The following is a 15,307-nucleotide window of genomic DNA, read 5'->3' as shown; positions in this document are numbered from 1 at the left end:
ACAGCTCTACAGCTGCTCTGTCTCCGCGTAGTCCTGACCGTCGTCGTAGCCGTTGTCCTCGACGGGTCCGACCGCGCCGACGGTGGTCTCCTCGGAGGACCAACCTTCGGACGGGTATTCGGCCGCCGCGGCGGACGGGTCGAATCCGGGCGGGCTGTCCTTGAGGGCGAGCCCCAGCCCGGCCAGCTTCATCTTGACCTCGTCGATGGACTTGGCACCGAAGTTGCGGATGTCCAGCAGATCGGCCTCGCTGCGCGACACCAGCTCGCCGACGGTGTGGATGCCCTCCCGCTTGAGGCAGTTGTAGGAGCGCACCGTCAGGTCGAGGTCCTCGATCGGCATCGCGTAGGCCGCGATGGTGTCGGCTTCGGCCGGCGACGGACCGATCTCGATGCCTTCGGCGTCGACGTTGAGCTCGCGGGCGAGCCCGAACAGCTCGACGAGAGTGCGGCCCGCCGAGGCCACCGCGTCACGCGGGGTGATCGACGGCTTGCTCTCCACGTCGAGGATCAGCTTGTCGAAGTCGGTGCGCTGCTCGACACGGGTGGCCTCGACCTTGTAGGTCACCTTCAGCACCGGCGAGTAGATCGAGTCGACCGGGATGCGGCCGATCTCGGCACCGGTCTGCTTGTTCTGCATCGCGGGGACGTAGCCGCGACCGCGCTCGACGACGAGCTCGATCTCCAGCTTGCCCTTGGCGTTGAGGGTGGCGATGTGCAGATCCGGGTTGTGCACCGTGACACCGGCCGGCGGCACGATGTCGGCTGCGGTGACCTCACCCGGTCCCTGCTTGCGCAGGTACATCGTCACCGGCTCGTCTTCCTCGGAGCTGACGACCAGCTCCTTGATGTTCAGGATGACGTCGGTGACGTCTTCCTTGACACCCGGAATAGTGGTGAACTCGTGCAGCACACCGTCGATGCGCAGGCTGGTGACCGCCGCTCCCGGAATCGAGGAGAGCAGGGTACGACGCAGCGAGTTGCCGAGGGTGTAGCCGAAGCCCGGCTCCAGCGGCTCGATGACGAACCGGGAGCGGGTTTCCGACACGACCTCTTCGGACAGTGTGGGTCGCTGGGAGATGAGCACTTCGTTTTCCTTTCCTCACGGCGCCCGCTATTTGACGCCGATGGAATGGCGTACCCGCGTTTCGCGGGCCCGGTGGCGGATTTCCTGCACCGCCACCGCTGTGCGAGTCGCCAGCGGCCGGGCAGGCCGCTGGCGACGGCGCGTCACTTCGAGTAGAGCTCGACGATGAGCTGCTCGGTGACCGGGGTGTCGATCTGCGCACGCTCCGGACGCTGGTGCACCAGGATCCGCAGGTTCGAAGGCACGACCTGCAGCCAGGCAGGCACCGGACGCTCGCCGACGGTCTCCTTGGCGATGATGAACGGCGTGGTGGGCACCGACTTCGGCTTGACGTCGATGATGTCCCACTTCGAAACCTGGAAGCTGGGAACGTTCACCTTCTTGCCGTTGACCGTGAAGTGGCCGTGGCTGACCAGCTGCCGCGCCATCCGGCGGGTGCGGGCCAGACCGGCGCGGTAAACGACGTTGTCCAGCCGGGATTCCAGCAACTGCAGCAGGTTGTCACCCGTCTTGCCGGGACGCCGGTTGGCTTCCTCGTAGTAGTTGCTGAACTGCCGCTCCAGCACGCCGTAGGTGAACTTCGCCTTCTGCTTCTCCTGGAGCTGCAGCAGGTACTCGGTTTCCTTGATGCGCGCGCGGCCGTGCTGCCCCGGCGGGTACGGCCGGCGCTCGAACGCCTGGTCACCGCCGACGAGGTCAACCTTCAGACGGCGGGACTTGCGGGTCGCGGGACCGGTGTAACGAGCCATCTTTGTTTACTCCTTCCCGCGGCTCAGACCCGACGACGCTTCGGCGGGCGGCAGCCGTTGTGCGGCTGCGGGGTGACGTCCTGGATGGTGCCGACCTCAAGACCGGCGGCCTGCAGCGATCGGATCGCCGTCTCCCGGCCCGAACCCGGACCCTTGACGAAGACGTCGACCTTCTTCATGCCGTGCTCGGCGGCCTTGCGGGCCGCGTTCTCGGCGGCCATCTGCGCGGCGAACGGGGTGGACTTGCGGGAGCCCTTGAACCCGACGTGACCGGCGGATGCCCAGCTGATCACCGCACCGGTGGGGTCGGTGATCGAAACGATGGTGTTGTTGAACGTGCTCTTGATGTGCGCCTGACCGTGCGCGACATTCTTCTTTTCCTTGCGCCGCACCTTCTTGACGGCGCCAGCGCGAGACTTGGGTGGCATGGTTTAGCTGACTCCTAGCGAGGCTTACTTCTTTCCGGCCTTCTTCTTGCCGGCGACCGTCTTCTTCGGCCCCTTGCGGGTACGGGCGTTGGTCTTGGTCCGCTGCCCGTGCACCGGCAGGTGCCGGCGGTGCCGAAGCCCCGCGTAGCAGCCGATCTCGATCTTCCGGCGGATGTCGGCCTGGACCTCGCGACGGAGGTCACCCTCGACCCGGTAGCTGCTCTCGATGAACTCACGCAGCTTCGCGAGCTGGTCGTCATCGAGGTCGCGCGGGCGGGCGTCAGGCGAGATGCCGGTCGCGGAGAGGATCTCCTTCGACCGAGTCTTGCCGATCCCATAGATGTAGGTGAGCGCGATCTCCATGCGCTTCTCGCGCGGAAGATCGACGCCGACGACCCGTGCCATCTGGCCGGTTCTCCTTCTGTTGTCCAGGTCTGCTCCCACACCGCCCCCGCAACTGGTTGCGGAGCCCCGGCCTGGTCCGGGGGTCAGTCGGCTCACTCGCGAGCCGACAGGTCGTGGGAGTTCCTACTTGCTCGTCGCGACGTCGCGCTCAGCCCTGCCGCTGCTTGTGGCGGGCGTTGTCGCAGATCACCAGCACCCGCCCGTGACGGCGGATGACCTGGCACTTGTCGCAGATTCGCTTCACACTCGGCTGGACCTTCACGGTCGTGCTCTCCTGCTCGGACGCGTGTCCGGGTTCAACCGGACACCGTGGAGGTCACTTGTAGCGGTAGACGATGCGCCCACGGGAAAGGTCGTACGGCGAGAGCTCCACCACGACCCGGTCCTCTGGCAGGATGCGGATGTAGTGCTGGCGCATCTTGCCACTGATGTGTGCGAGGACCTTGTGGCCGTTCTCCAACTCGACGCGGAACATCGCGTTGGGTAGCGGTTCGATCACCCGACCCTCGACCTCAATGGCCCCGTCTTTCTTGCCCATGTCCTCCGCGTTTCGTGACGGTGACGGTTTTCGGACCTGAGTCCCTGCCGCTTGCACCGGAGGCCCCGGCACCCGCGACGGGCACACTGCGGCCCGGCTCGAAACACCAACGTTGCCCCGACCCGGATACTCGGAGACGGATACTCAAGGCACAACGAACCGGCGCCACTCGTGCGCCGGTATTCCACTGTACGCGCCGCTGAATCGGCCCTCCACATCGGGGCAGCTCAACGCGGCATTGCACACGTTGCGCAACATTGAAGTCACGCTGCGCAGTTACCTCTCGTCGGCGGCTTGCGTGGGTACTCCGAGTCTCACTACTTTCGATCACACGCTCGACACCGAGGTCGAGGGCCCAGACCGTGGGACAACCGAGGAGAAGCGTGATACCCCAGCAGGACCAGCGCGGTCCGAAACCCACACCGTGGCTCGGCAAGGCCACCCAGAACGCGGCCAGCAGGCTGGACGAGTACCGGACCTTCTTCAACACCGCGGTGCGCAACCCGAAGATGGTCGGCGCGGCGACGCCGACCTCGGCTGCGGTGGCCGCGACGGTGGCCCAGGTGGTGCCCACCACCGGTGCGCCAGTGGTGGTCGAACTCGGCCCCGGTACCGGGTCGTTGAGCGACGGCATCCACCGCCGCCTGCCCGAGGGCGCCCGGCACATCGGCATCGAACTCGGCAAGGGCATGGTCGAGCACCTGCAGGCCCACAAGCCGTGGATGGAGATCGTGCACGGCGACGCCGGTGACCTGCAGGCGCTGCTGGACAAGCACGGCATCGACCGCGTCGACGCGGTCATCAGCAGCATCCCGTGGTCGCTGCTGCCCGCCGACGCACAGGATCACATCCTGCGCCAGGCCGCCGATGCGCTCGCCCCGCAGGGCGCGTTCACCGCGCTCACCTACCTGTCCGCGGACCAGACTCCGGGCGGTCGGCGCTTCCGGGGCCGCCTGGCGCAGACCTTCGACGAGGTCCTCACCCACACCACCTGGCGCAACCTCCCGCCGATCCTGCACTACATCTGCCGCCGCCCGCTGGCCTAGCGCCTCGGTCCCGGTTCCCGTAGGGGATGGAATCCGGCTTTGCCGGGGATTCCCCCGAGGCGGCCAGGACGCCGACGGCGCAGGCTTGGCACACCAACCAGCACAACAACCTCATACCCACCTCGGCCACGCGACGTGACGATCCGAAGTCGCACAACCACGCGCTGCGACCTGCGTGCGGCGGTTGCACGCTGCGATGGACGAGCCAGCTATCGTCACCGCGTTTGCCGGACGGGCAGGAGTAGCCGTGATCGAGCGAAAGAAGCTGCGCGAGTATTCGACCTTCCTGACTCGCGCACTTCGTCAGCCGTCGAGGGTGGGCGCGGTGCTGCCCACCTCCCGGCACGTCGGGGCCGCGGTGGCCGCCGTGGTGCCCAGCTGCGGCACACCGACCGTGCTGGAGCTCGGTCCGGGCACCGGCGCGCTGAGCGAGCCGATCCAGCGGCGGTTGACCGAGGGCGCCAGGCACCTGGCGGTCGAGATCGACCCCGAGATGGTGCGCTACCTGCACCACGCCAAGCCGTGGCTGGAAGTGATCGAAGGCGACGCCACCCACCTGCGCAAACTGCTCGACCAGGCGGGCGTCGAGCGGGTCGATGCGGTGATCAGCAGCATTCCCTGGACCCTGCTGCCACCGGACAAGCAACGAGAGCTCCTCAAGGAGGCCGCCTCGGTCATGGCACCGGGCGGCGTGTTCACCACGGTCACCTACCTGACCACCCTGTGGCGACCAGCCACCCACGCGTTCATCGAAGCCCTGCACGACACCTTCGACGAGGTACTGCCAAGAACCGCGGTCTGGCGCAACGTGCCACCCGCCCGCATCTACGCCTGCCGCCGCCCCAGGTGAACCGATGAGAACGAGGTGAAGGGCACCTTTCACCGACTAACTTGGTAAAAGGTGCCCTTCACGCCTCACTCGAATGCGCTATGCGCACCGGGATGAGCACGGGAAAACAGGTTTTCAGGCTTCGGGGGCGGTGAGGACCCAGGGGCCGTCCTCGCCGATGGCGACCGTGTGCTCCCAGTGCGCGGCTCGGGAGCCGTCAGCGGTCACGACGGTCCACTCGTCGTCGAGTTCCTCGGTCTCCGCCGAGCCGAGGGTGAGCATCGGCTCCACCGCGATGGCCATGCCGACCCGCAGCCGCGGCCCGCGGCCCGGCTTGCCGAGGTTCGGCAGGAACGGCTCCATGTGCATCTGGGTGCCGATGCCGTGCCCGCCGTACTCCGCGATGATCCCGTACTCCACCCCGTCGGCGTCCGCCGCCGAGCGGGCCGCGGTCTCCACGGCGTGCGAAATGTCGGTCAGCCGGTTACCGGCCCGGATCTGCTCGATACCGGCCCACATCGCGGCCTCGGTGGCCGCCGACAGCGCGCGGTCCTTCGGACCGACCTCGCCGATCGCCAGGGTCACCGCGGAATCGCCGTGCCAGCCGTCCAAGATCGCGCCGCAGTCCACCGAGAGCAGGTCGCCGTCGGCGAGCACCTCGGCGCGCGACGGGATCCCGTGCACCACCTTCTCGTTGAGCGACGCGCAGATCGACGCGGGGAACCCGTGGTAGCCCTTGAACGACGGCACCGCACCGGCATCCCGGATCACCTGCTCGGCGATCGCGTCCAGCTCACCGGTGCTGGCCCCCGGCACGGCGTGCTCGGTCACCTCGGCGAGCGCGCGGGCCACGACCAAGCCAGCGGCGCGCATCGCCTCGATCTCGCCCCGCGACTTGAGCTCGATGCCCTTCCCCCGACGCAACAACGCACTCACCTTCAAGATTCTTTCTCGGGCTCGCAATGGTTCCCGCCGGAGGACCGCCGACGGGCCAGCTCAGGCTCGGGCGCGCAGCGCTTCCAGCGCGCGGGCGGAGATCTCCTCGATCGAGCCGACGGCGTCGATCTTGATGATCTTGTCCCGGTAGTAGTCCAGCAGCGGTTCGGTCTCCGAGTGGTAGACCGCGAGCCGACGCCGGATCACGTCCTCGGTGTCGTCCGATCGCCCGCGGGCCAGCATCCGCTTGACCAGCTCGTTCTCCGGCACGTCGAATTGCAGCACGGCACTGAGCTCCACACCCAGGTCGGCGAGCATCTCGCCCAGCACCTCGGCCTGCGCGGCATTGCGCGGGTACCCGTCCAGCAGGAAGCCCTTGGCGGCGTCCTCGTCGGCGAGCCGGTCGCGCACCATCTCGTTGGTTACCTCGTCCGGAACCAGCTCACCGGCGTCCATGTAGCTCTTCGCCTTCTGACCCAGCGGCGTGGCGTTGCCGATGTTGGCGCGGAACAGATCTCCGGTGGAGATGTGCGGGACGCCGAGCTGTTCGCTGAGCAAGGCTGCCTGGGTGCCCTTGCCCGCACCGGGCGGGCCGACGAGAACCAATCGCACCAAGGGTCTGCCTCCGAATCAATCCGATCGCGCGCCAATCGCTGGCGAGCGCTCCGCCTGCCCCGCTGCCTCCGGGCAACTGCGGTCCGACCTGCGGTGGTCCCGGTGCGCCCGCCCCGAACCATCCGCAACAGCGGTTTCCGGGCGCGACGAAATCGCGCCCGGACAGTTCAGCTTACCGGAGGAAACCCTCGTACTTGCGTTGCGTGAGTTGGCTCTCGATCTGCTTCACGGTGTCCAGGCCGACGTTGACCATGATCAGCACCGCGGTACCGCCGAACGGGAAGTTCTGGTTCTGCCCCTGACCACCGGTGATGCCGAGGAAGAAGTTCGGCAGGATCGCGATGATGCCCAGGTACAGCGAACCGGGCAGGGTGATTCGGGAGAGCACGAAGGTCAGGTACTCGGCGGTCGGCCGCCCGGGCCGGATGCCGGGGATGAACCCGCCGAACTTCTTCATGTCGTCGGCGCGTTCTTCGGGGCTGAAGGTGATCGAGACGTAGAAGTAGGCGAAGAAGACGATCAGCGACATGTACAGCAGGATGTGCACCCAGCTGGACGGATCGACGATGTAGGTCTGGATGAACCGGGCCCACCAGGTGTCCTGGTTACCGGCCAGCTGGCCGATCAGCTGCGGCAGGTACAGCAGCGAGGAACCGAAGATGACCGGGATGACACCCGCCTGGTTCACCTTCAGCGGCAGGTAGGTGGAGGTGCCGCCGTACATCCGGCGGCCGATCATGCGCTTGGCGTACTGCACCGGGATCCGGCGCTGGGCCTGCTCGATGAAGACCACGGTGGCGATGATGGCGATCGCGAAGGCGCAGACCACGGCGAACACCAGCGGCCCGTGCGAGGTGAGGATCGCGCCACCCTCGGCGGGGATCCGCGAGGCGATGGACACGAAGATCAGCAGCGACATGCCGTTGCCGACACCGCGCTCGGTGATCAGCTCGCCCATCCACATCAGCACCGCGGCACCGGCGGTCATCACGACCACGATGGTGATCAGGTTCAGCACCGAGTCGTCCGGGATGACCGACACCGAGCAGCCCTGGAACAGCTGCCCGCGCACCGCCAGCGCCACGATGCCGGTGCCCTGCAGGATCGCCAGCGCGATGGTCAGGTACCGGGTGTACTGCGTCAGCTTCGCCTGCCCGGACTGGCCTTCCTTCTTCAGCTGTTCGAAGCGCGGGATGACCACCTGCAGCAGCTGGATGATGATGCTCGCGGTGATGTAGGGCATGATGCCCAGCGACAGCACCGACAGCTGCAGCAGCGCACCGCCGCTGAAGAGGTTGAGCAGCGAGTACACGCTTTGCGAACCGCTGCCCTGGATCTGCTCGATGCACTGCTGGATGTTCGGGTACGACACCCCCGGAGAGGGGATCGTGGCGCCGAGCCGGTAGAGCACGACCATGCCCAGGGTGAAAAGGATCTTGCGGCGCAGGTCCGGCGTCGCCAGAGCCGAGCGGAAGGCGCCGAGCACGCGAACCTCCTGTACGCGAGCCGGTCGGAACCGGCCGGGGAAAGAATGCGGCAGTTTGCGCAGCGCCGAAACGAGGACGGCACTGCCGGGGCGACTTTAGCAGGCCCGCGAGCAGCCACGGACGGCGACCGAAGTCTCGCCGCCGATCATCGCTTGCGCCACCGGCGAACGCCGGTTTTCACAGTCCCCAATCGAAACCGTGAATATCGCCCGAATCCTTGCGCGGTTCCGATTGAAACCGCAGGCGCAACCGGATTCGCGCCCAGTTCCAATTGGACCCACCACTCCGGCGCCCCGCCGTTTCGAACGGCCGGAGTACAGGTGAAGGGCACCTTTCACCAACTTACTTGGTAAAAGGTGCCCTTCACTCTTCACCTGATCGGGGAAGAGGTGAGGGCCGGTCGACCTGGTCGACCGGCCCTCGGTTGAAGCGCTTGTCAGCTGTCCAGCTTGGTGACCGAACCGCCTGCGGCGGTGATCTTCTCCTGGGCGCTGCCGGTGAACGCGTGCGCGGTCACCTCCAGCTTGATGCCCTCCAGGTCCCCGTCGCCGAGGATCTTCACCAGCTCGTTCTTCTTGACCAGGCCAGCGGCGATCAGCTCGGCCATGCCGACGGTGCCGCCCTCCGGGAACGCCCGGGCCAGCCGACCGACGTTCACGCCCTGGTACTCGGTGCGGAACCGGTTCTTGAAGCCCTTCAGCTTGGGCAGCCGCATGTGGATCGGCATCTGCCCACCCTCGAAGCGAGGGGAGACGTTCTTGCGGGCCTTGGTGCCCTTGGTACCGCGACCAGCGGTCTTGCCCTTGGAGCCCTCACCGCGACCGACGCGGACCTTGTCGCGCTTGGCGCCGGGGGCCGGCCGCAGGTCGTGCAGTTTGATGACCATGTCAGTCGACCTCCTCGACCGTCACCAGGTGACGGACGGCGTTGATCATGCCGCGCACGTTGGAGTCATCCGGACGCACCACGGACTGACGGATCTTGCGCAGCCCGAGGGTGCGCATCGTGTCGCGCTGGTTCTGCTTGGTGCCGACCAGCCCACGCACCTGGGTGATCTTCAGCTGTGCCATCTCGATCAGACCCCCTGCCCCGAGGCCGCGGCACGGGCCCGCAGGATGAACGCCGGTGCGACGTCTTCCAGCGGCAGGCCGCGACGAGCCGCGACCTCCTCCGGGCGCTGCAGCATCTTCAGCGCGGCGACCGTGGCGTGCACGATGTTGATCGGGTTGTCGCTGCCCAGCGACTTGCTCAGCACGTCGTGGACACCGGCGCACTCCAGCACCGCGCGCACCGGGCCACCGGCGATGACACCGGTACCGGCGCTGGCCGGACGCAGCAGCACGACGCCCGCGGCGTCCTCGCCCTGCACCGGGTGGGTGATGGTGCCGCCCAGGCGCGGAACGCGGAAGAAGTTCTTCTTCGCTTCCTCGACGCCCTTGGCGATCGCCGCCGGAACTTCCTTGGCCTTGCCGTAACCGACACCGACCATGCCGTCGCCGTCACCGACGACGACCAGCGCAGTGAAGCTGAACCGTCGACCACCCTTGACGACCTTCGCGACCCGGTTGATGGTCACGACGCGTTCGAACTGCGGGGTCTTCTCTTGGGCCGCCCCGCCACGGCCGCCGTCGCGGCGGTCCCGGCGGTCCTTGCCGCCGGACTCCCCGCCCTCACGCCGAGTGCGTCCAGGCATCAGGCGTCCCTTCCGTTCTCCGTCTTACCCACTTGTCAGAACTCCAGTCCGCCGTCACGGGCGGCGTCGGCCAGCGCGGCCACCCGACCGTGGTAGGCGTTGCCGCCGCGGTCGAACACGACCTTGTCGATCCCGGCGTTCTTGGCACGGGCCGCGACGAGCTCGCCGACCTTGGTGGCCTTGGCCTTCTTGTCGCCCTCGAAGGCCCGGAGGTCGTTTTCCAGGGTGGAGGCCGCGACCAGGGTGTGCCCCTTGGTGTCGTCGACGACCTGGGCGACGATGTTGCGCAGCGACCGGGTCACGACCAGGCGCGGGCGCTCGGCAGTGCCGATGATCTTCTTGCGGAGGCGCGTGTGCCGCTTGGCCCGGGCTTGCCGACGCTTGGTCGAGATGTCCTTGCCCACCGGCTTGCGCTTGGTAGCTGTCGTCTCGGTCATGGTCACTTACCCGTCTTTCCGACCTTGCGGCGGATGTTCTCACCTGCGTAGCGGACACCCTTGCCCTTGTACGGGTCGGGCTTGCGCAACTTGCGAATCCTGGCCGCGATCTCGCCGACAAGCTGCTTGTCGATGCCCTTGACCGACAGCTTGGTCGGACCCTCGACTGCGAACTGGATGCCTTCCGGCGGTTCGATCACGATGGGGTGGCTGTAGCCGAGGGCGAACTCCAGGTTCGACCCCTTCTGCAGCACGCGGTAACCGACGCCGTGGATCTCCAGGTCCTTCTGGTAGCCCTGGCTGACGCCGATCACCATGTTGTTCACCAACGTCCGGGTGAGCCCGTGCAACGACCGGCTCTCCCGCTCGTCGTCGGGGCGCTTCACCAGGATCGCGCCGTCGTCGTCCCGCTGGACGGCGATCGGCTCGGCAACCTGGTGCACGAGGCTGCCCTTGGGACCCTTCACGGTCACCGCTTGGCCGTCGATGGTCACCTCGACGCCGGAGGGGACGGTGATCGGCAGCTTTCCGATGCGCGACATAGCCGCTCCTCCTCCCTTACCAGACGTAGGCGAGGACTTCCCCGCCCACGCCCTTCTTCATGGCCTGCCGGTCGGTCAACAGACCACCGGAGGTCGAGATGATTGCGACGCCCAGGCCACCCAGCACCTTCGGCAGGTTGGTGGACTTGGCGTAGACCCGCAGACCGGGCTTGGAGACCCGGCGCAGGCCCGCGATGCTCCGCTCGCGGTTCGGGCCGTACTTGAGCTCGACGACGAGCTCCTTGCCCTTGTCACCCTCTTCGATGCGGGAGCCGAACACGTAGCCCTCCCGCTTGAGGATTTCGGCGATGTTCGCCTTCAGCTTGGAGTGCGGCATCACGACCTCGTCGTGGTATGCCGAGTTTCCGTTGCGCAGACGTGTCAACATGTCTGCGATCGGATCGGTCATCGTCATGACCTGCTCAACCTTTCTCGTCTGGTTCCGATGGGCCCCGACCATGCACCGCCTGAGTACAGGTGGTGCGTCTGGGCCCTGGCCTGGACGAAGTTCGGGGTTTCCTGCCGAGCAGGCAGGTCCCTTGTCGAATTCGCGTGCAAGCACGGCGTTCGCCGCGGAGCGTGGGCATCAGCCCTGGTAGCGCCTGCTGAGGGTACCTGTAAACGGCATCGCCCCAGCAGGCGGGCACTCACCAGGAGGACTTGCTCACGCCGGGCAGCTCACCCGCGTGCGCCATCTCGCGGAAGCACACCCGGCACAGCCCGAACTTGCGGAACACCGCACGCGGCCGCCCGCAGCGCTGGCAGCGGGTGTAGCCGCGAACTTTGAACTTCGGCTTGCGCGCCGCCTTGATAACCAGCGCCTTCTTGGCCATCGCTCAGTTCTCCTTGAACGGGAAGCCGAGGTGCCGCAGCAGCGCCCGACCTTCCACATCGTTGGTGGCCGTGGTAACGACGGTGATGTCCATGCCACGCGGCCGGTCGATGTGATCCGGGTTGATCTCGTGGAACATCGTCTGCTCGTTGAGGCCGAAGGTGTAGTTGCCGTTGCCGTCGAACTGCTTCGGCGACAGACCGCGGAAGTCCCGGATGCGCGGCAGCGCGATGGTGACCAGGCGGTCGAGGAACTCCCACATCCGGTCGCCGCGCAGGGTGACCCGCGCACCGATCGGCATGCCCTCGCGGAGCTTGAACTGCGCGATGGACTTGCGGGCCCGGCGGATCTCCGGCTTCTGCCCGGTGATGATCGACAGGTCGCGGACCGCGCCCTCGATCAGCTTGCTGTCCCGAGCGGCGTCGCCAACACCCATGTTGACCACGACCTTGACCGCGCCGGGCACCTGCATCACGTTGGCGTACTTGAACTCCTCGTGGAGCGCCTGGCGGATCTCCTCGCGGTAACGGGTCTTCAGCCGCGGGACGATCTTCTCAGCAGTGGTCATGATCAGATGTCCTTACCGTTTCGACGAGAGATGCGGACCTTCTTGCCGTCCTCACCGATGCGGTAGCCGACGCGGGTGGGCTTGCCATCGGAGTCCACGACCATCACGTTGCTCACGTGGATGGGCGCCTCCTGGGTCACGATGCCGCCGGACTGCGCACCACGCTCGGTCCGGGAGACCTTGGTGTGCTTCTTGATCCGGTTCACACCCTCGACCAGGACGCGCTGCTCCTTGGGCATGGCCTTGATGACCTTGCCCTTGGCGCCCTTGTCCTTGCCGGAGATGACGACGACCGTGTCACCTTTTTTGATCTTCATCACAAGACCTCCGGCGCGAGCGAGATGATCTTCATGAACTTCTTGTCGCGCAGCTCGCGGGCGACCGGCCCGAAGATACGGGTGCCCCGCGGCTCGCCACCGGGCTTCACCAGCACCGCGGCGTTCTCGTCGAACCGGATGTAGGAACCATCCGCCCGACGCTTCTCCTTCTTCTGCCGGACGATGACGGCCTTGACCACATCGCCCTTCTTGACTCCTGCACCGGGGATGGCTTCCTTGACGGTCGCCACGATGATGTCCCCGAGGCTCGCGTAGCGCCGACCCGACCCACCGAGGACCCGGATCGTGAGGATCTCCTTGGCCCCGGTGTTGTCGGCGACTCGCAGTCGCGACTCCTGCTGGATCACGTCTGACTCCTGACCCTAAGTACCCGGACCGAGCCCGGGCACACTCTGGCACGCCAAATTTCCGACCTGACGCGCGCGGTCACTTCCGGCACGCGAACCGGCCGAGGACTGGGAAGTTCCCCGCCGACCGACCGGCCCGCACACCACGTTCTCGGGCTTTCCGGCGAAGCCGACCCGACAACGGTATTTACTTGGCCTTCTCCACGACCTCGACGAGCCGCCAGCGCTTGGTGGCCGACAGCGGTCGAGTCTCCATCAGCAGCACCCGGTCTCCGACACCGGCCGTGTTGGCCTCGTCGTGCGCCTTGACCTTGGTGGTCTGCCGCATGACCTTGCCGTAGAGGGCGTGCTTCTTGCGGTCTTCGAGGGAGACCACGATCGTCTTGTCCATCTTGTCCGAGACGACGTAGCCCTCGCGGATCTTGCGGCGGTTGCGCTCCACGCCCTGTCCTTTCTCGCTCATGCCGCGCCCTCCTCAGAGCCCTCGGGGGTAACCGTCAGGCCCAGTTCGCGCTCGCGCATGATCGTGTAGATCCGGGCGATGTCCTGCCGGACCGTGCGCAGCCGCCGGTTGTTCTGAAGTTGGCCGGTGGCCATCTGGAAACGAAGGTTGAACAGCTCCTCCTTCGCCTCCTTCAGCCGCTGGACGAGCTCCTCCTCGTTGAGTTCGCGGAGCTCAGCTGCGGTGACACCCGCTGCCATCAGAAGTCACCACCCTCGCGGGACACGATCTTGCACTTCATCGGGAGCTTGTGCGCCGCACGGGTCAGCGCTTCGATCGCCGTCTTCTCGTTCGGGAAGGTCAGCTCGAACATGATGCGTCCGGGCTTGACGTTGGCGACCCAGGCCTCCGGCGAGCCCTTACCGGAACCCTGCCGGGTTTCGGCCGGCTTCTTGGTCAGCGGGCGGTCCGGGAAGATGTTGATCCACACCTTGCCGCCACGCTTGACGTGCCGGGTGATCGCGATACGGGCCGACTCGATCTGCCGGTTGGTCACGTAGCCGTGCTCGATCGCCTGAATGCCGTACTCGCCGAAGTTGATCCGGGTGCCACCCTTGGCGAAGCCCTTACGCTTCGGCGCGTGGCTCTTGCGCCACTTCACCCTGCGTGGGACGAGCACGTCTCAGCCCTCCGTCTTCTCTTCGGTCGCGGCGGCCTGCGGCTGCCCGCCCTCCGGGGCCTTGGCGGCCCGGTCGGACTTCTCCGCTGCACCGCGGTCCGCGCCACCGGCACCCCGGCGACGGCCACCGCGCTCCGATCGGCCGCCGCGCTCACCGCGCTCACCGCGCTCGCCGCCGCCGCGCGGCGGACGAACCTCGGACTCCTGCTGCTTCTGCTTCAGGCCACCGACCAGCTCACCCTTGTAGATCCACACCTTGACGCCGATGCGACCGAACGTGGTGCGGGCCTCGAAGAAGCCGTAGTCGATGTCCGCGCGCAGCGTGTGCAGCGGAACCCGACCCTCGCGGTAGAACTCCGAGCGGGACATCTCGGCACCGCCCAGGCGACCCGAGCACTGCACCCGGATGCCCTTGACCTGCGGCGAACGCATGGCCGACTGGATGGCCTTGCGCATCGCGCGCCGGAAGGACACGCGGTTGGACAGCTGCTCGGCCACGCCCTGCGCGACCAGCTGGGCGTCCGCCTCGGGGTTCTTGACCTCAAGGATGTTGAGCTGGACCTGCTTGCCGGTCAGCTTCTCCAGCGAACCGCGGATGCGGTCCGCCTCGGCACCGCGACGGCCGATGACGATGCCCGGCCGAGCGGTGTGGATGTCCACGCGGACCCGCTCGCGGGTGCGTTCGATCTCCACCTTGGAGATACCCGCGCGCTCCATACCGCGAGACAGCTGCCGACGGATCTTGACGTCCTCCGCGACGTACTCCGAGTACTGCTTGTCGGCGTACCAGCGAGACTTCCAGTCCGTGGTGATGCCGAGTCGGAAGCCGTGCGGGTTGATCTTCTGACCCACTACCGGGCACTTCCCTTCTGGCTCTTTCGGGACTTGCTGGCCGCCTTCGGTCGCGACTCGACCTCGACGGTGATGTGGCTGGTCCGCTTCCGGATCCGGTACGCACGGCCCTGCGCGCGCGGCCGGAACCGCTTCAACGTCGGACCCTCGTCCACGTACGCGTGGTGCACCCACAGCGTCTCGGGGTCGAGGGAAAGGTTGTTCTCCGCGTTGGCGATCGCACTGGCGAGCACCTTCGACACCGGACCGCTGGCGGTCTGCGGCGCGAACTGGAGCACGGCCAGGGCATCGCTGGCACTCCGGCCCTTGATGAGCTCGACCACGCGGCGCGCCTTCATCGGCGACACGCGGACGAACCGGGCCCGCGCCACTGCGAGCGGGGTTTCCTCCGCGGCAGTGTCGTCGGAACGGGCTGTCATCCTGCTACCCCTTGCTCTTACTCGTTCGTGTCACAGACC

Annotated in this window: 26 protein-coding genes; 2 read left to right on the top strand and 24 right to left on the bottom strand. The window is 66.9% G+C overall.

What is annotated here, in order from left to right:
• Positions 1-6: 6 nt before the first annotated feature.
• The 6 genes from ACTWQN_RS05565 to infA form a co-directional block, all read right to left on the bottom strand.
• Positions 7-1,086 (bottom strand): DNA-directed RNA polymerase subunit alpha, encoded by a 1,080-nt coding sequence (locus ACTWQN_RS05565; RefSeq protein ID WP_443202222.1) that lies wholly within the window; start codon positions 1,084-1,086, stop codon positions 7-9.
• A 143-nt stretch (positions 1,087-1,229) separates the two neighbouring features.
• Positions 1,230-1,835 (bottom strand): 30S ribosomal protein S4, encoded by a 606-nt coding sequence (gene rpsD / locus ACTWQN_RS05560; RefSeq protein ID WP_443202221.1) that lies wholly within the window; start codon positions 1,833-1,835, stop codon positions 1,230-1,232.
• A gap of 23 nt (positions 1,836-1,858) precedes the next feature.
• On the bottom strand, positions 1,859-2,263 hold the full coding sequence (gene rpsK / locus ACTWQN_RS05555; protein ID WP_009948668.1) for a 30S ribosomal protein S11: 405 nt from the start codon (positions 2,261-2,263) through the stop codon (positions 1,859-1,861).
• A gap of 24 nt (positions 2,264-2,287) precedes the next feature.
• Complete coding sequence (gene rpsM / locus ACTWQN_RS05550) at positions 2,288-2,668, bottom strand: 30S ribosomal protein S13 (protein WP_184726242.1); 381 nt, start codon at positions 2,666-2,668, stop codon at positions 2,288-2,290.
• A gap of 148 nt (positions 2,669-2,816) precedes the next feature.
• Positions 2,817-2,930, bottom strand: coding sequence for a 50S ribosomal protein L36 (gene rpmJ, locus ACTWQN_RS05545; RefSeq protein WP_010315372.1), 114 nt, complete (start codon positions 2,928-2,930; stop codon positions 2,817-2,819).
• 54 nt (positions 2,931-2,984) lie between these two features.
• Positions 2,985-3,206 carry a translation initiation factor IF-1 gene (gene infA / locus ACTWQN_RS05540; protein ID WP_009948665.1) on the bottom strand — a complete coding sequence of 74 codons (222 nt, stop codon included), beginning with the start codon at positions 3,204-3,206 and terminating at the stop codon, positions 2,985-2,987.
• Positions 3,207-3,589: 383 nt separating this feature from the next.
• Here infA and ACTWQN_RS05535 point away from each other — a divergent pair, with 383 nt between their 5' ends.
• Together ACTWQN_RS05535 and ACTWQN_RS05530 are read left to right on the top strand one after the other, a co-directional pair.
• Positions 3,590-4,252 carry a class I SAM-dependent methyltransferase gene (locus tag ACTWQN_RS05535; protein WP_443202220.1) on the top strand — a complete coding sequence of 221 codons (663 nt, stop codon included), beginning with the start codon at positions 3,590-3,592 and terminating at the stop codon, positions 4,250-4,252.
• Between the two features lie 247 nt (positions 4,253-4,499).
• Positions 4,500-5,102: a class I SAM-dependent methyltransferase gene (locus ACTWQN_RS05530; RefSeq protein WP_443202219.1), complete on the top strand. Its 603-nt coding sequence runs from the start codon at positions 4,500-4,502 to the stop codon at positions 5,100-5,102.
• A 114-nt stretch (positions 5,103-5,216) separates the two neighbouring features.
• On the opposite strand, the gene map is transcribed toward ACTWQN_RS05530, so the two are convergent.
• The 18 genes from map to rplV all read right to left on the bottom strand — a co-directional run bounded on the left by map (position 5,217) and on the right by rplV (position 15,268).
• Positions 5,217-6,008, bottom strand: a complete 792-nt coding sequence (gene map / locus ACTWQN_RS05525; RefSeq protein ID WP_443202500.1) for a type I methionyl aminopeptidase — start codon at positions 6,006-6,008, stop codon at positions 5,217-5,219.
• 69 nt (positions 6,009-6,077) lie between these two features.
• Entirely contained in the window at positions 6,078-6,632 is a 555-nt protein-coding gene (locus ACTWQN_RS05520; RefSeq protein WP_443202218.1) for an adenylate kinase, read from the bottom strand.
• A 172-nt stretch (positions 6,633-6,804) separates the two neighbouring features.
• Entirely contained in the window at positions 6,805-8,118 is a 1,314-nt protein-coding gene (gene secY, locus ACTWQN_RS05515) for a preprotein translocase subunit SecY (protein WP_443202217.1), read from the bottom strand.
• 437 nt (positions 8,119-8,555) lie between these two features.
• Positions 8,556-9,005, bottom strand: a complete 450-nt coding sequence (rplO, locus tag ACTWQN_RS05510; RefSeq protein WP_443202216.1) for a 50S ribosomal protein L15 — start codon at positions 9,003-9,005, stop codon at positions 8,556-8,558.
• A 1-nt stretch (position 9,006) separates the two neighbouring features.
• A complete protein-coding gene (rpmD, locus tag ACTWQN_RS05505) occupies positions 9,007-9,189 on the bottom strand; it encodes a 50S ribosomal protein L30 (protein WP_132493029.1) in 183 nt (60 codons plus the stop codon).
• 5 nt (positions 9,190-9,194) lie between these two features.
• Positions 9,195-9,812: a 30S ribosomal protein S5 gene (gene rpsE / locus ACTWQN_RS05500; RefSeq protein WP_443202215.1), complete on the bottom strand. Its 618-nt coding sequence runs from the start codon at positions 9,810-9,812 to the stop codon at positions 9,195-9,197.
• A gap of 35 nt (positions 9,813-9,847) precedes the next feature.
• The gene (rplR, locus tag ACTWQN_RS05495) at positions 9,848-10,249 is read right to left on the bottom strand and encodes a 50S ribosomal protein L18 (protein ID WP_443202214.1); all 402 of its coding nucleotides are present in this window, start codon (positions 10,247-10,249) and stop codon (positions 9,848-9,850) included.
• 2 nt (positions 10,250-10,251) lie between these two features.
• A complete protein-coding gene (gene rplF, locus ACTWQN_RS05490; RefSeq protein WP_443202213.1) occupies positions 10,252-10,791 on the bottom strand; it encodes a 50S ribosomal protein L6 in 540 nt (179 codons plus the stop codon).
• Positions 10,792-10,807: 16 nt separating this feature from the next.
• Positions 10,808-11,206, bottom strand: a complete 399-nt coding sequence (rpsH, locus tag ACTWQN_RS05485; protein WP_443202212.1) for a 30S ribosomal protein S8 — start codon at positions 11,204-11,206, stop codon at positions 10,808-10,810.
• Positions 11,207-11,438: 232 nt separating this feature from the next.
• On the bottom strand, positions 11,439-11,624 hold the full coding sequence (locus tag ACTWQN_RS05480; RefSeq protein ID WP_242181264.1) for a type Z 30S ribosomal protein S14: 186 nt from the start codon (positions 11,622-11,624) through the stop codon (positions 11,439-11,441).
• Between the two features lie 3 nt (positions 11,625-11,627).
• Positions 11,628-12,191 (bottom strand): 50S ribosomal protein L5, encoded by a 564-nt coding sequence (rplE, locus tag ACTWQN_RS05475; protein ID WP_443202211.1) that lies wholly within the window; start codon positions 12,189-12,191, stop codon positions 11,628-11,630.
• Positions 12,192-12,193: 2 nt separating this feature from the next.
• The gene (gene rplX, locus ACTWQN_RS05470) at positions 12,194-12,508 is read right to left on the bottom strand and encodes a 50S ribosomal protein L24 (RefSeq protein WP_242181262.1); all 315 of its coding nucleotides are present in this window, start codon (positions 12,506-12,508) and stop codon (positions 12,194-12,196) included.
• Positions 12,508-12,876, bottom strand: a complete 369-nt coding sequence (gene rplN, locus ACTWQN_RS05465) for a 50S ribosomal protein L14 (RefSeq protein ID WP_242181261.1) — start codon at positions 12,874-12,876, stop codon at positions 12,508-12,510. The genes rplX and rplN overlap by 1 nt, the downstream gene beginning before the upstream one ends.
• A 187-nt stretch (positions 12,877-13,063) precedes the next feature.
• A complete protein-coding gene (gene rpsQ, locus ACTWQN_RS05460; protein ID WP_443202210.1) occupies positions 13,064-13,339 on the bottom strand; it encodes a 30S ribosomal protein S17 in 276 nt (91 codons plus the stop codon).
• On the bottom strand, positions 13,336-13,578 hold the full coding sequence (rpmC, locus tag ACTWQN_RS05455; RefSeq protein WP_443202209.1) for a 50S ribosomal protein L29: 243 nt from the start codon (positions 13,576-13,578) through the stop codon (positions 13,336-13,338). The genes rpsQ and rpmC overlap by 4 nt, the downstream gene beginning before the upstream one ends.
• Entirely contained in the window at positions 13,578-13,997 is a 420-nt protein-coding gene (rplP, locus tag ACTWQN_RS05450) for a 50S ribosomal protein L16 (RefSeq protein WP_443202208.1), read from the bottom strand. Before rplP ends, rpmC begins: the two co-directional genes overlap by 1 nt.
• A gap of 3 nt (positions 13,998-14,000) precedes the next feature.
• On the bottom strand, positions 14,001-14,849 hold the full coding sequence (rpsC, locus tag ACTWQN_RS05445; RefSeq protein ID WP_443202207.1) for a 30S ribosomal protein S3: 849 nt from the start codon (positions 14,847-14,849) through the stop codon (positions 14,001-14,003).
• Positions 14,849-15,268, bottom strand: coding sequence for a 50S ribosomal protein L22 (rplV, locus tag ACTWQN_RS05440; protein WP_443202206.1), 420 nt, complete (start codon positions 15,266-15,268; stop codon positions 14,849-14,851). Before rplV ends, rpsC begins: the two co-directional genes overlap by 1 nt.
• Positions 15,269-15,307: the final 39 nt, after the last annotated feature.

Source organism: Saccharopolyspora antiqui, assembly GCF_052246905.1.
Taxonomy (GTDB): Bacteria; Actinomycetota; Actinomycetes; order Mycobacteriales; family Pseudonocardiaceae; genus Saccharopolyspora.
This window is presented reverse-complemented; position numbering and strand designations above follow the sequence as displayed.

Excerpts from the sequence above, each read along its gene's own strand:
- rplX (WP_242181262.1), bottom strand. The coding sequence starts at position 12,508 with ATGAAGATCAAAAAAGGTGACACGGTCGTCGTCATCTCCGGCAAGGAC.
- rpsD (WP_443202221.1), bottom strand. The coding sequence starts at position 1,835 with ATGGCTCGTTACACCGGTCCCGCGACCCGCAAGTCCCGCCGTCTGAAG.
- rplR (WP_443202214.1), bottom strand. The coding sequence starts at position 10,249 with ATGACCGAGACGACAGCTACCAAGCGCAAGCCGGTGGGCAAGGACATC.
- ACTWQN_RS05480 (WP_242181264.1), bottom strand. The coding sequence starts at position 11,624 with ATGGCCAAGAAGGCGCTGGTTATCAAGGCGGCGCGCAAGCCGAAGTTC.
- rplF (WP_443202213.1), bottom strand. The coding sequence starts at position 10,791 with ATGTCGCGCATCGGAAAGCTGCCGATCACCGTCCCCTCCGGCGTCGAG.
- rplO (WP_443202216.1), bottom strand. The coding sequence starts at position 9,005 with ATGGTCATCAAACTGCACGACCTGCGGCCGGCCCCCGGCGCCAAGCGC.
- rpsE (WP_443202215.1), bottom strand. The coding sequence starts at position 9,812 with ATGCCTGGACGCACTCGGCGTGAGGGCGGGGAGTCCGGCGGCAAGGAC.
- rpsK (WP_009948668.1), bottom strand. The coding sequence starts at position 2,263 with ATGCCACCCAAGTCTCGCGCTGGCGCCGTCAAGAAGGTGCGGCGCAAG.
- rpsH (WP_443202212.1), bottom strand. The coding sequence starts at position 11,206 with ATGACGATGACCGATCCGATCGCAGACATGTTGACACGTCTGCGCAAC.
- infA (WP_009948665.1), bottom strand. The coding sequence starts at position 3,206 with ATGGGCAAGAAAGACGGGGCCATTGAGGTCGAGGGTCGGGTGATCGAA.
- rpsM (WP_184726242.1), bottom strand. The coding sequence starts at position 2,668 with ATGGCACGGGTCGTCGGCGTCGATCTTCCGCGCGAGAAGCGCATGGAG.
- rplV (WP_443202206.1), bottom strand. The coding sequence starts at position 15,268 with ATGACAGCCCGTTCCGACGACACTGCCGCGGAGGAAACCCCGCTCGCA.
- rplE (WP_443202211.1), bottom strand. The coding sequence starts at position 12,191 with ATGACCACTGCTGAGAAGATCGTCCCGCGGCTGAAGACCCGTTACCGC.
- rpmC (WP_443202209.1), bottom strand. The coding sequence starts at position 13,578 with ATGGCAGCGGGTGTCACCGCAGCTGAGCTCCGCGAACTCAACGAGGAG.
- rpmD (WP_132493029.1), bottom strand. The coding sequence starts at position 9,189 with ATGGCACAGCTGAAGATCACCCAGGTGCGTGGGCTGGTCGGCACCAAG.
- rpsQ (WP_443202210.1), bottom strand. The coding sequence starts at position 13,339 with ATGAGCGAGAAAGGACAGGGCGTGGAGCGCAACCGCCGCAAGATCCGC.